Raw genomic sequence first — 14,099 nt, 5'->3', positions numbered from 1 at the left:
ACCGTTTATCGGTTTGCGGGCCGATCGCCTAAGCTGTCGCCATGACCACCCACTTAGACAATCTCGATGACGCCGTCGAGCTGATCCTCCGCCGTATTCCCGGCACCTTGCGCATCGCCGGCCCGTTGGCCATCGGCAAGCCGCATCGGCTGCTCAATGCCCTGTATCGGCGGGTAGAGAAAGACCCATCGCGCCCGATGCAGATCTACACCGCGCTATCGCTCGATCCACCGACCGCGAGCAGCGACTTGGAACGGCGCTTCCTGGCGCCATTCGCGCAACGCCATTTCGGCGACGATTTTCCCGCGCTTCATTACGTGCAGGCGATGAAACGCGATGCCCTGCCGGCGCATATCCAGGTGGAAGAGTTCTACATGCAATCCGGCGCGCTGTTGAAGTCTTCGCAGGCACAGCGCGCCTATACCAGTCTCAACTATACACAGGCCGCAGCCGGCGTGGCCCAGCGCGGCGCCAATGCGATCCTGCAAAAAGTGGCGCGGGAACCCGGTGGGAATCGCTTATCCCTGTCGTGCAACAACGACACCACCCAGGACACCATCGACGCGATCCGCGCCCTTGGTTTGCCGCGTCCGCTCATGGTGGCGGAAATCGATCCTGAGCTGCCGTGGATCGGCGGAACCGCCGCGGTGGAAGAAAGCTTCTTCGACATCGTGATCGCGCCGCCCGGCCCATACCCGAAACTGTTCGCGCTGCCGCGTCAGCCGGTGACCGACGCCGACTACGCCATCGGCCTGTACGCCAGCACCTTGGTGCGCGATGGCGGCACTTTGCAGATCGGCATCGGCGCGCTGGCCGACGCGCTTTCGCATGCACTGGTGCTGCGCCATCTCGACAACGAGAAGTATCGCGAAGTGCTGCGTGCGCTGGATCCGGAATTGGCGCACCACCCGGCGGTGATCGCCAGCGGCGGCATGGATCCGTTCGCCATCGGCCTTTACGGCTGCAGCGAGATGGTGAACGAAGGCTTCAAGCGCCTGGTCGAAGCCGGTGTCATCCGTCGCAAGGTGGTGGACGACGAGGCGCTGATGACGCGCATCGTCCAAGGCACCGCCAACCTCGGCGATCTGGCCCGGCTGGAACGCGACGGCGAGTACTTGCATGGCGCTTTCTATCTGGGTTCGCCCGCTTTCTACGACTGGCTGCGCCATCTTCCCGACGACCAGCGCCGTAGCATCGGCATGCGCCGCATCAGCGAGATCAACCAGCTCTACGGCGGGCACGAATCGCTCGAACGCCTGCAGCGCAGCGGATCGCGTTTCTTCAACACCTGCATGATGGCCACATCGCTGGGCGATGCGGTCTCCGATGGACTGGAGGACGGGCGCATCGTGTCCGGCGTAGGCGGGCAATACAACTTCGTGGCCATGGCGCATGCGCTGGAAGACGCGCGTAGCGTGCTGATGTTCCGCTCGCAACGCGGCGACGGCGGCAAGGCCGAGTCGAGCGTGCGCTGGAACTACGGCCACACCACCATCCCGCGCCACTTGCGCGACCTCTACGTCAACGAATACGGCATCGCCGATCTGTTGGCGCAGACCGACGAGGATTGCGTGATCGCGATGGCGGCCATTACCGATGCGCGATTCCAGGAGCCGCTGTTGGAGAAAGCGAAAGAATCTAAGAAATTGCGCCTGGATTTCGTCGCCGAAGCGGAATGGTCGCGCAATACACCGCAACGCCTGCGCGACACCCTGGCGCCATTCCGCGACGACGGCACCCTACCCGACTACCCCTTAGGCAGCGACTTCACCGAGGTGGAGCAGCGGCTGGTGAAGGCCCTGGGTTGGTTGAAGGCCGAAACGGGCACGCTGCCGGGGAAACTGCGGACTATCGGCAGTGCGCTATTCGCCAGCGGGACGAAGGACGCGGAAGCCTTGCAGCGCATGACCCTCGACCGACCGGCCAGTGCGGGCGAATGGTTGTACGCCAGACTGGTCTCGCTCGCGCTGTCGAAAACCGAATCCCGATCCTCCGGCTAGGGTTCCGCGATACGTTGCACGATAAGCTCGGCGAGTTTGTCGTAAGCGCCGTCGAAATGATGCCCGCCCGCCAGCGACTGCGCATGCACATGACCGGGCGGAATGTCCGGGCATAGAGAATCGTCCTCATCCTCGCCGTAGAGGCATAGCGTGTCCGCATCGCTCAGCTTGATCGCCTCCGGCAGGATCGGCAGGCCGTCATCCTTGCCGATCCAGTCGGCGAGATGAAACTCGAAGGAAGCGTTCTGCCCCAGGCCCATCAGCACGGTCTGAGCCACCAGCGCGCGGGACGAGGCGGGCAACCGGTTGACCGCGAAAGGCAACACGTCGGCGCCTTGCGAGTAGCCGATCAGAACGACCCGCTTCTTACGCCAATGCTTGGCGTAATGACGGACGATCCGGTCGACATCGGTCGCCAGTTCCTCGGGTTCGCGCGCTTTCCAGAAATAACGCAGCGAATCGAAACCGACTACGGGAATTCCCTTGGCCACGAGCGCCTTCGCCACTTCCTTGTCCAACCCGGCCCAGCCACCATCGCCGCTGAGCAGGATGGCGAAGGTGTCGCTGTCGCCGTCGGCTGGCACTTCTATTAAAGGCAGGTCGATCAGCTTCGCCGGCGGTGGCGGAAGTGCGATGTTGCGCCCCGCGGTCAAGGCGCGGTAACTGGCAAGCAGTGCTGGCAATGTACTTTTGGCAGTCCAGAAATCTCGGCCGCTAGCTGGCAGTGTGGACAGTGCGGCGCCGCGAATGCTGCCGACGAAATCACGCACGTTGGCGGCCGCGCATCGGCCGTCATTGGCTTGCTGCAGTACGACCCAGGGTTGCGGCAGCTCCGAGATGGGCGCGAGTACCGAAACCTTACCCTTCGTATCTTCCAGGAAGTGCTTGTCGGCGCGTGGGCATAACGGCTTTCCCAGATCGAGTCGCGGGCAAAACGACAACGAGATCGCACCGGCGAACGTGTCTGGGTCTGCGACTGCCTGCATTGCGTAGGCCAGCGCGGCGCCGGATCCATAGCCGACCAGCAACGGCGTGCGGTAAGTGGGTTGACGCGCGTAACCCTGAAGGTAGTGGGAGAGATTCTCCAGATCGCCGTCCGGCAGCACGCAATCGTCGCCGTCCTTGGCCAGGGCCGCGCGCAGCCTCGGCATGTCGATGCCCGCCACCATCGCGCCTTCCTTGGCCAGGGCACGGGCAGCGATATCCATGGTTGCGTCCCAACCGCTGTCGCCGGAAAGGAACAGCACGAATTGCCCCGCCTCCCCTTGCGGCCGGTACAGCGCGACGCGGTCGAAAGAGCCATGCGAGATGCGTTCCTGCGCACGCGCAGGAAACGCGGACAGGGAGGCGGCCAAGAGCAGAACCAAGAGATTTTTGATCATTTCGCGATGACTCCCTTCAAACCGCCGCTGATCAACGCGGCGATATCGGCAAGCAGCAGCAACGGGGCAGCGCCACCCGGCGATGCCAGATAACGCGCTTCCCATTGCGGATCGAATTTTTCCTTGAACGCGCGCAGTCCGCGGAAATTGTAGAAATTCTCGCCGTGCGCGAACAATAGGCGGCCTCCACGATGCCAGAACGGGGCGAGCGAATGCTTGGCCATACCCGACAACGGCGCCATGCCCAGTCCGAATCGCTGGAACCCGAGCCCGCGTAAATGGAGCATCAGTTCGGAGAACAGGAAATCCATGGTGCCGTACGGCATCGCCGGCAGATGGCGCATCAGATCGACGGTGGCCTCGGCTTTGGTATCGGTGGTCAGCAAAGTAGCGAAGGCGACGAGGCGGCCTTCGTGGCGTACTACCGCGACCGGCTGCCTTAGCACGTAATCGTCGATGAAGGCGCCCACCGAAAAGCGTTTCTCGGCCGCGCGGTGTTCGGCCAGCCACGCGTCGGAAACGGCGCGGAGCTCCTCGAGGATCGCCGGTACCGCTTCCACCGGCACCATCTCGAAGCCGGCGCCTTCGCGTACGGCGCGCTTGATGCTGTAACGCAGGTTGGAACGGCGTTTCCCTTCCAGGGAGAAATCGGCCAGCGGCACGTAAGCGTATTCGCCCAACTTGAACAGGCGCAGGCCTGCGTCCAGGTACATCGACAACGATTGCGGACGCACTTGATAGAAACACGCGCGTCCTCCGGCCTCGCGCGCACGTTCCACGAAGCGCCATACCAGTTCGGCCTGTTCGTTCTCCGGCCCCAACGGATCGAACAGGCCGATCCAGGAACGCCGCTGGCGCCCGAACATCACCATGGCTTCGCCGGTTTCGGAGAACAGGAACTGCTTGTCGCCAGTCATCGCCAGAAAACCATCGGCGTTGTCCTGCCGGCGGACGATCAGATCCGCGCGCTCCAGCGCGGCCGCGTCCGGTGGCTCCAGCGCCGACGATACCGGACGCAACAACTGGCGCACCGCCAATACCAGGGCTAATAGAGCGATACCGATCAGCGCCCGCAACGAACGCGGCGCATGCCCATTGAACTCGAACTGCCACCACAACTCATGGGTATAGTCGACGTCCTGGTAAGCGAAGAACAGCAGCGCGATCAGCGCGGCGACAATGGCTGCGACCGCCAGCAACCAGCCCCCAGTGAACGGCACCGACAATAACGAGGCCTTGCGCGTGAACTGTTTTCGCGACAACGCCAGCGCGGTCACCAGCGAGATCAGCAGCGCAGCTTCCGATACTGCAATGCCCTTAGGCAACGCCATCAGCAAGGTCATCCCCGCCAGTCCCAGCCCCGCCCACCACGCGGCATCCAGCCGCGACAACATGCCGCGCGCAACGAACAGCAATGCCAATCCGGCGACGCTGCTGAGAAAGTGCGACGCTTCCACCAGCGGCAGCGGCACGTGCAAAGCCAGCAACTCCGTGGCTTCTTCGGTGGCTGGAGTCACGCCCGATACCAGCACCACCACCGCCACGACCAGCGTATACGCGGCGAGCAGCAACGGTGCCAGGCTGCTGACCGCCCTGGTCAATGGCGCCGCGATCCCGCTGCGCAATTCGTGCAACATCATCAGCAACATGGCCAGCGCCAGCGGCAGCACGTAGTAGACCAAGCGATAAAGCACAAGCGCGCCAGCCAACGCCTCACCTGGCACGCGTCCGCCGAGGGCGACCAGCATGACCGCTTCGAACACGCCTAGCCCGCCCGGCACATGGCTTATCACGCCCAGCACCAGCGCCGCAGCATAAAAACCTATGAAGACCGGAAAGCCGACTGCGCCGTCAGGCAGCAGCACCCATAACACCGCGCCCGCGGCCAGGATATCCAGCACCGACCACAGCAACTGCCGCAGCGCCAGCGAGGCCTGCGGAAGGCGCAGGCGCAGGCGGCCGAACAAGCGGCGTTCGCGGCCGTCGCGGCACCACACCAGCAGCGCGCCGATCACGGCGAGAACCAGCCATGCACCGGTCGACAGCAGCCAGGCCGGGACATGCACGAGTGGAGCGAGTGCCTGCGCATCCCACAGCAGGCCCAACGCCCCAACCGTGCCGACTCCCAAGCCGAAGGCCACCGCATTGAAAGCGATGGCCCGCGAAATCAGTCCGGCTTCCACGCCGGCGGCTCCGTACAGGCGCATGCGCACCGCACCGCCGGTGAATACACCCAGGCCGATGGTATTGGTCAGCGCGTAAGCGATGAACGAAGTCTGCGCAACGACCCGGTACGGCACCGACGCGCCCACATAGCGGAGCGACGAGTGGTCGTAACCGCTCAACGCCAGGTAGCTCACCGCCGTGGCCAGCAACGCCAGCGTCAGATCGCCCGGATCGACGCCGCGCACCGCCGCCACGACCTGGTCGTAGCTGATTTCCTGCCATAGGCCCTTGAACGCGAACGCCAGTAGCCCCGCCAGCGCAATCATGCCGGCCGCAAGCAGCCAGGGCCTGCCCTGCTGCAGCAAGGGCACCCATGATGCCGTCTTGAAATCGATGGTCCGCTGCCTGCGCGACATGACCCCTAACCGCCGTTGAACGCCTCTATGCGACAGAATCCATTCGCCGCAGTTCCCGTCCTTTATCGCGCAAGCGGCGAAGCATCGCCGTGAAGGCGATGCGATACCGCTTCCATCCGCCTGCGCGTGGGATCCTCAACCCAGCGCTTTTGCCGCTTCCACCACTTTTTCGGCGGTGATTCCGAAGTACGGATACAGCGCTTCGGCCGGAGCGGAAGCGCCGAACGTATCGATGCCGATCACCGCGCCATCCAGGCCCACGTACTTGCGCCAGAAATCGGTAACCGCCGCTTCGACAGCCACGCGCTTGCGCACCGTCTTGGGTAGCACCGATTCGCGGTACTCGGCCGGCTGGCGGTCGAATACGTCGGTCGATGGCATGGACACTACGCGGGTCTTGATGCCTTGCGCATCCAGCGTGGTCTTGGCTTGCGTGGCCAAGCCGACTTCGGAACCGGTCGCGATCAGGATCACCTCCGCGTTGCCGCCTTCGGCATCCGCCAGCACGTAGCCACCGCGTGCGATGTTGGCGACCTGCGCTTCGTCGCGCGGCTGGTGCTGTAGGTTTTGCCGGCTGAAGACCAGGCAGCTGGGGCCGTCCTTGCGTTCGATGGCCGCGCGCCAGCACACCGCCGATTCCACCGCGTCGCACGGACGCCAGACGTCGTTGTTGGGGATGTAGCGCAGCGACGCCAGGTGCTCGACCGGCTGATGGGTCGGGCCGTCTTCGCCCAGGCCGATGGAGTCGTGCGTATAGACATGAATCGCGTGCGCCGGATTCAGCGCGCTCATGCGCACCGCATTGCGCGCGTAGTCGCTGAACACCAGGAAGGTGGCGTCGAAGGGAATGAAGCCGCCATGCAGCGCCAGGCCGTTGCTGATCGCGGTCATCGCGAATTCGCGTACGCCGTAATACACGTAGTTGGCATTGGGGTCGTCGCTGGCGACGGACTTGCTGGCCTTCCATAAAGTCAGGTTGGAGTGGGCCAGATCGGCCGAACCGCCGATCAGTTCCGGCAGCAGCGGCGCGAAGGCTTCGATGGCCATTTGCGAGGCCTTGCGTGAAGCGATCACAGGACCTTCGGCCTGCAATTTCGCGATGAAGGCATTGGCGGACTCAACGAAGCCTTCCGGCAAATCCCCATGCGAGCGGCGCGACAGCTCAGCAGCTTCGTTGCCGAAGGTGGCGGCGTATTGGTCGAACAGCGCGTTCCACTGGTCCTCGCGCACCACACCGGCCCCACCGGCGCGCCAGCCCGCGTAGATTTCCTCGGGAATTTCGAACGGGCCGTACGGCCATTCCAACTGCACGCGCGCGGCGGCCAGTTCGTCCTTGCCCAGCGGCGCGCCGTGCGAGGATTCCTTGCCCTGCTTATTGGGCGCGCCAAAGCCAATCGTGGTGCGGCAGCAGATCAGGGTCGGCCGGTCGGAGGCCTTCAACGCGGTATCGATGGCGGTCTTGATCTCCACCGCATCCTGGCCGTTGACGTTGCGGATCACCTGCCAGCCATAGGCCTCGAAGCGCGCCGGCGTATCGTCGGTGAACCAGCCCTCGGTATTGCCGTCGATGGAGATCTTGTTGTCGTCCCAGAACGCGACCAGCTTGCCCAGACGCCAGGTGCCGGCCAGCGATGCGGCTTCGTGCGAGATGCCTTCCATCAAGCAGCCATCGCCCATGAACACCCAGGTGCGGTGGTCGACGATCTCGTATTCGGGACGGTTGTAGCGTTGCGCCAGCAGCTTTTCGGCCAGGGCGAAACCGACCGCATTGGCGAAGCCCTGCCCTAGCGGTCCGGTGGTGGTTTCCACGCCGGGGGTTTCATGGCGCTCAGGATGACCGGCGGTCTTGCTGTGCAGCTGGCGGAAGTGCTTCAGCTCTTCCAGCGGCAGGTCGTAGCCGCTCAGATGCAGCAGCGCGTACTGCAGCATCGATCCGTGGCCGTTGGACAGCACGAAACGGTCGCGATTGAACCACTTCGGATTCTTCGGGTTGTGGCTGAGATAGTCGTTCCACAGCACTTCGGCGATATCGGCCATGCCCATCGGCATGCCGGGATGGCCGGACTTGGCGGCTTCCACCGCATCGGCGGCGAGGAAACGGATGGCGTTGGCGAGCTGGCGGCGGCCAGGCTTGTTGGAGGCGGGCGTCGTCATGGGGGCGATTTTAGGGAGGTCGCCCGTAACTCGGGCGACTTATTGTCCCATCCCAGGGGCCGCGCTGTCGCGGTTGAATCTCTCAGACCCGGTGTTAACGAGTCTCTTGGGCGGCCTGGTCCTGAATGACACGCTCTTGCACAGCGTCAGGCTCGCCATGGGCCACCAGGGTAGCCAGGGTCAGATCGCCGGTCACGTTCAGGGTGGTGCGGCACATGTCCAGGAAGTGGTTCACGCCCAGGATCATGCCGATGCCGACCGGATCCACCCCGACCATGGCGCAGATCAAGGCGACCACGGGTAGCGATCCGGACGGGACTCCAGCGGTGCCGATACCGCCCAGAATGCAGACCAGCATCACCATGACCTGCTGCCAGATGGTCAGGTCCACGCCGAAGAACTGGGCCAGGAACAATACGGTCACCCCTTCGAACAGCGCGGTGCCGTTCTGGTTGGCTGTGGCGCCCACCGTCAGCACGAAGCGCGAAACGCGATTGGGCAGATGCAGCTTTTCCTCGGCCACGCGCAGTGCGGTGGGCAGGGTGGCGTTGCTGGAGGCGGTGGAAAACGCCATCACGCTGGCTTCCTGGGTCGCGCGGAAGAACGCCAGCGGCGATTTGCCTACGGCCTTGAGGGCAAGCGAATAGACCACGAACATGTGGAAAGCGAGCGCCAGTACCACCACGCCCACGTAAAGTCCCAATCGCACCAGCAGGTCGAAACCGAAGATGGCGGCCAGGTTGAACATGAAGCAAGCCACCGCGTAAGGCGCCAGCCGGATCACCAGCCCGATCAGAGTCATGGAAATCTCGAACACGCCTTCGATGCCGCGCTTGAGGATCGAAGTGTTCTCGCTTTCCGTCAGCACCAGGCCCACGCCGAACATCACTGCGAAGAACATCAGCGCCAGGATGGAACCGTTGTTGCCGGCGGCGTTGATCACGTTGTCGGGCACGATCGACAACAACATGTCCAAGCCGCGCGGTTGCTTGTCGACGCTAGCGACGATTTCTTTGGCGCGTTCGGCGTTGTCGGTCAGCAGGCTCTGTGCGAGCGCCGGATCCACGCCGGCACCTGGCTTGAACACGTTGACCAGCACCAGGCCGATGATCACCGCTATCGAGGACAGGATCACGGTATAGGCGAGCGTTTTCCAGCCGATGCGGCCCAGCGCGCGTATATCGCCCATCTCGGCGATGCCCACCACCAGCGCCGAGAACAGCAGCGGAACGATGAGCATGAAGATCAGGTTGAGGAAAACCTTGGAAAATGGGGTAGTCACGTAAGTCGTGACCCATTTGACCCATTCCGCATCGCCGCCGCCGGTCGCATGCACCACTAATCCCAGCAGTAGGCCCAGGCCGAAGCCGATAGCCATCTTCCAGTGCAAGGGAAGCTTCTTCCTACCGGAAACGGGCGCGTCGCTCATGCGGTGATTCCTCTACGGACAAGCGCGCAGCTTAGCAAACGCCCTCTCACGGCCAGGGCAGCGGTTACTCGCCGGGATAAAGAGGAGGCAGTATTTCCCTGGCCGGCTTGGGCGACGAACGCCATGCGGGCCCGTTGCGGAAAGCCTCGCGCAGCGCGGCACGCGCCGCCACGCCGTCTCCGTCGGCCCATCGCGCCCGGCGCAACTGCTCCACCGCATCGCGCTGCACGGGCGACTCCAGTCTCGCGATCAACGCATCCAGATCGGCGCTCGGCGGTGTGGACATGCCACGCAGAACGTCGCCGACTTCCTCCAGATCGCCGCTGTCCAGCACACGCTTGAGGTCGACCATGGTCTGCGTGGGCAGCGGCTCGGCGGGGTGGCCGTCCGGTAGGGGAAGCCGCCGCGCAGGCGTTGCGGTGCGGCGTCGCAGTGCCCAGATCAACGTGATCAGCCACAGGCCAGCAAAAGCTACCGCCAGCCAGACCCAGACACGATTGGACGAACGCATGCGATCGCTGGCGATAAGCAGGGAGTTGTCTTCGGCAGCGGTTGCGCCTGCGGCGATGGGGAGTGTCGAGCCCGCGAAGCCACCGGTGCCAGGCGCGACCTGGAGGGTCAGGTCGGGCAGGCTGGCCGTCTTCGCCGCGCCCGTCCGCACATCCCACCATGCCATCTTCAATCCGGGCACGGCCAGTTTGCCGGCGCCATTGGGTACCAGCGAATAGCGCCGGGTCAGCTTCACCTGCGGGGATCCGGTATTGAAGGTTTCGTCGTACTGCGGCGGTTCCGCGAACACCTGCGCGCCCGCCACCGACGGCGTGGGCAGCTCAGGCATCTGCGCCTGCACCGCGCCCTGCGCAATCACTTCCACCACCAGCGTCGCAGCTTCACCCGCGCGCAGCGATTGCGGTGCGCCGACATAGCGCAGGCGCAGGTCGCGCAACGGCAGCCAGGGCTGCGGCGCATTAGCCGGCTGCGCCTGCACGTCCAATGTGCGGGCGGCGCCATTGGCGCGCATCTCGCGGCTGTTGCCGCCCAGCAGGTCGTCCATCCATCCGCCCGCGCCGCGGCCCGCGAAACGCGCGCCGGGAATCACCAGCTTGCCGCTGCGCTCGGGCACCATCAGAAAGCGCCGTTCCACCACGTTGTAGCGACGGCCATTGAGCTCGCGGCTTGATTGCACATCGTCGCCTACCCGCTGCAACGAAGCCCCCTCTGGAGTATCCAGATCGAGCTGGCCGGAAGTCAGCGGCACCGCGTAGAACAAACGCAGGGTGACGCCGACGGACTGCTGGACGTAAGGACTGGGATCGTCGACTTCGGTTTCCAGAAAAGCGGTCGCGTTGCCGCGTGCCGATGCCGGCGCCGAAGCCCCCACCACCAGCGCCAGCGGCGGGCTCCGTTGGCTGCCGATCGGCAACGCGGGAATCGTCAGGGTGCCCGCGCGACGCGGGGCGAGGTTGACTACGTACGTGGTCTTGGCCGTCACCGCACCGTTGACCATCTGCATTCGACTGCTGCTGGACTGCCCGCTGAGATCGAAATCGGCGTGCAGCGGCGAGAAATCCGGAACCGCGACGGCTTGATCGGTCTCGATGTTGAGGGTGACCGATTCGCCCAGCGCGACTTGGTTGCGGTCCAGCCAGGCACGAGTCGCGGCCTGGGCCGCATCGGCACCCATTGCCGATGCCAACAAGCACAGCATCGCCAGGGTCACCACCGCCAAGGTCAGGTTGCGTTTCATTGTCCTTCCTTCTGCCGGCGTTCGTATTCCAGCTGGAATTTCGTTTTCAGCAAGCCCCCCGGCTCATCTGGCACGCGCCGCAACCAGGCTTCCACCGCCTGCCTGCGCTCGCGCTGTTGCGGAGTTTCCGCAGGTCCCGCAGGCTGCGGATCCTTCTGGCTTGCTTGCCCGGGTTGCTTGCCCGCCTGCGCCATGGCCTGTTGCATGCGCTGGCGCTGCGCGGTATCGGCGGCCTGCTGCGCTTTGGCATCCGCGGCCTTCTGCTCCGCAGTGCGGGGTTGTTCGGGTGCTTGTCCGGAACCGGTCTTCGGCGGAGTTTGCTGCGGATTGTCGGACTTGTCCTGTGCGTCGGCAGGCTTGTCTTTCGGCTCGGTTTTTCCGTTCCCCGTCTGCTGCGGAGTGTTCGGCTGCGGATTGTTCTGCTGCTGATCCTTCGACTGTTTGCCCTGGCCTTGGTTCTGGTTTTGTCCTCCCTGCTGCTTGCGCTTGCGCGCGGCGTCAACGACCTTGCGATTCTCGATCGCGTCTTCCATCTTCGGTTGCCGCTTCAACGCCTGATCGTAGGCGGCGATCGCTTGGTCGTAACGGCCTTGCTTGGCCAGCGCGTTTGCCTGGTTGTACCAGGCGTCGGCGCTGTTGATGCCGGTGAAAGCTTGTTCTGCAGCGGCATAGTCTCCTTTGCGATAGGCATCGGCGCCCTGTTCGATGCGCGCGTGCTCCAGCTGGTCCGTTCGTTGCCACCATTGGCGTTCTGCGGCCTGCGCCGTCCCCGGCATTGCAAGCGGCAGGCAAAGGCAAAGCGCGACCGCCGCGAACGCGCCGCCGCGACGGAAGGCGAACAACGCCAGCAACATCAGTGGTGGCAGCAGCCAATAGCCATCGTCCTGCCAGGCCAGGCCCTTCTTGCCACGTGCGGTGCTGGCATCATTTTCGCGCGGCACCAGCAGATCAAGGGCGCGGAGATCGGAGTCGTCGGCGGCAATGGTTTGGTAGCGGCCACCACCAACGGCGCTCAACGCGCGCAACGATCCGGACTGCAGACGCGCCTGCGCGATGCGGCCGTCAGCGGTGCGATAGGGCGCGCCGGCTGCCGTGCCCAAACCCAGCGCCGAGACGCGATAGCCCTGGCGCAACGCGTCGGTTGCAGCGCTGTTGGCTGCGGCATCGGCATGGTCGCTGATCAGCAGAATGTCGCCGCGTTCGAAACCGGCCTGTTGCAACAAGCGCACGGACCAGGCGATGGCCTTGCCGGGCTGTTGTCCGTCTACCGGCATGACGTCTGGTTCAAGCGCATCGAGAAATAGCGCCACATTAGCCGCATCGTCGGTGAGCGGCGCCACGGTGAAGGCCTCGCCCGCATACGCCACCAGCGCCACCTGGCCGCCAGCGCGCTCACGCAGTAAAGTGGCCAGCTTAGCGCGCGCCTGTAGCAGACGAGAGGGCGGCAGATCCGAGGCCGCGATGCTGCTGGACAGATCCAGTGCGATCACCAGCGGCGAATGCGATTGCCACAACGGCTGCTCGCCCTGGCGCCAGCTGGGGCCTGCGAGCGCCAGGATGGCGATTACATAACCCAACGCGCCCATCCACAACGCACCACGCACGGCCTTGCCGCCCTGTTCCAGCAAATGCGGCAGCAGATGCGCATCCACCACGCCGCGCCATACGTTGTCATTGCGCTGACGCGCACGCCACAACGCCCACAGCGCTGGCAAGGCGAACAACGCCCATAGCCAATGCGGGCGCAACAAATGCAGTGAGTGCAGCGAGGTCATCCAGCCGCTCATTGCATTCGCCTCGGCAACAGGAATGCGAACAACGCGACCAGCAACGCAGCCGCCAGCGGCCATCCGTAGCGTTCCACGCGTGGACGCACGCGTGCGCCCTCCTGCTTCACCGGCTCGATGCGATCGAGTTCGGCGTAGATGCCGGCCAGCTGTTCGGTATCGCGCGCGCGGAAGGACTGCCCGCCGGCTTCCTGCGCGATCTTCTTCAATGTTTCTTCGTCTATTTCATCTCCGCCGCCCGGCATGGGCAGATTGAGGCCGAAGATCGAGAGCCCGCTATTGGAACTGCCGAAGGCGATGGTGTGGATGCGCACGCCTTCCGCTTTGGCGAGTTCTGCAGCCTTCAGCGGTTCGAGTACGCCCGCGGTATTGACCCCGTCGGTGAGCAGGATCAGCACGCGCTGGCCTTTGGGCTGATCGCGCAGGCGTTTCACCGCCAGACCGATTGCATCGCCAATGGCGGTCTCGCGTCCGGCAAGGCCGGCGACGCTGTCGCGCAGCTGATCGCGCACCGAATCGCGATCCAGGGTGAGCGGCGTCAACGCATAGGCGCGCTGGCCGAACACCAGCAGTCCCACCCGATCGCCGACGCGACGATCCAGGAAATCCGCCAGCACCGCTTTGGCCGCCGTAAGCCGATCGACCACGTTGCCGCCGAGCTCCATGTCCGGCTCGCTCATACTGCCGGACAGGTCCACGGCCAACATCAGATCGCGTCCGCTTTGCGGTGGCGCCACCGCTTCGCCAAGTTGTTGCGGACGCGCGCCGGCGGCGCAAAGCAGGAACCACGCCAGCCAGGCCAAGGCCGCGATGTGCAAATGCCGCGAACGGCCGCCGACTGTAGCAATGGCATCCAGCCGCCGGCCGTATGGCACTTTCAGCGCTGAGGAAGTATTGCGATGGGGCGGCAATAGCCATCCCGCCAACCAGGGCAGCGGAAAAGCCAACCACATCCATGGCCAAGCGAAACCGCCGAATGCGACCTTCAGTGATTCGAACCAGGAATCGATCATGGCAT

8 protein-coding genes are annotated in these 14,099 nt (G+C 64.4%); 1 reads left to right on the top strand and 7 read right to left on the bottom strand.

Translation table 11 applies throughout. The features are described from left to right. The first annotated feature begins 41 nt into the window (after window positions 1–41). Window positions 42–2,000 (top strand): acetyl-CoA hydrolase/transferase C-terminal domain-containing protein, encoded by a 1,959-nt coding sequence (locus tag AC1DTQ_RS13550; RefSeq protein WP_477850254.1) that lies wholly within the window; start codon window positions 42–44, stop codon window positions 1,998–2,000. Here AC1DTQ_RS13550 and AC1DTQ_RS13545 read toward each other — a convergent pair. From AC1DTQ_RS13545 to AC1DTQ_RS13515, 7 genes are all read right to left on the bottom strand, one after another. Then, window positions 1,997–3,382 carry a virulence factor family protein gene (locus AC1DTQ_RS13545; protein WP_477850252.1) on the bottom strand — a complete coding sequence of 462 codons (1,386 nt, stop codon included), beginning with the start codon at window positions 3,380–3,382 and terminating at the stop codon, window positions 1,997–1,999. The genes AC1DTQ_RS13550 and AC1DTQ_RS13545 overlap by 4 nt on opposite strands. Beyond that, window positions 3,379–5,964: a bifunctional lysylphosphatidylglycerol flippase/synthetase MprF gene (gene mprF, locus AC1DTQ_RS13540; RefSeq protein ID WP_477850251.1), complete on the bottom strand. Its 2,586-nt coding sequence runs from the start codon at window positions 5,962–5,964 to the stop codon at window positions 3,379–3,381. Before mprF ends, AC1DTQ_RS13545 begins: the two co-directional genes overlap by 4 nt. A gap of 135 nt (window positions 5,965–6,099) precedes the next feature. Beyond that, the gene (tkt, locus tag AC1DTQ_RS13535; RefSeq protein ID WP_477850249.1) at window positions 6,100–8,118 is read right to left on the bottom strand and encodes a transketolase; all 2,019 of its coding nucleotides are present in this window, start codon (window positions 8,116–8,118) and stop codon (window positions 6,100–6,102) included. A gap of 94 nt (window positions 8,119–8,212) precedes the next feature. Further along, the gene (locus AC1DTQ_RS13530; RefSeq protein ID WP_477850248.1) at window positions 8,213–9,547 is read right to left on the bottom strand and encodes a dicarboxylate/amino acid:cation symporter; all 1,335 of its coding nucleotides are present in this window, start codon (window positions 9,545–9,547) and stop codon (window positions 8,213–8,215) included. 64 nt (window positions 9,548–9,611) lie between these two features. Beyond that, window positions 9,612–11,294: a BatD family protein gene (locus AC1DTQ_RS13525; RefSeq protein ID WP_477850247.1), complete on the bottom strand. Its 1,683-nt coding sequence runs from the start codon at window positions 11,292–11,294 to the stop codon at window positions 9,612–9,614. Then, window positions 11,291–13,081 carry a VWA domain-containing protein gene (locus tag AC1DTQ_RS13520; protein ID WP_477850246.1) on the bottom strand — a complete coding sequence of 597 codons (1,791 nt, stop codon included), beginning with the start codon at window positions 13,079–13,081 and terminating at the stop codon, window positions 11,291–11,293. The genes AC1DTQ_RS13525 and AC1DTQ_RS13520 overlap by 4 nt, the downstream gene beginning before the upstream one ends. After that, entirely contained in the window at window positions 13,078–14,094 is a 1,017-nt protein-coding gene (locus AC1DTQ_RS13515; protein WP_477850245.1) for a vWA domain-containing protein, read from the bottom strand. The genes AC1DTQ_RS13520 and AC1DTQ_RS13515 overlap by 4 nt, the downstream gene beginning before the upstream one ends. Window positions 14,095–14,099: the final 5 nt, after the last annotated feature.

It is taken from the genome of Pseudoxanthomonas sp. P4_B2, from assembly GCF_056402315.1.
Note: the sequence above shows the minus strand (reverse complement) of the source record. Positions and strands in the feature narration are given on the sequence as shown.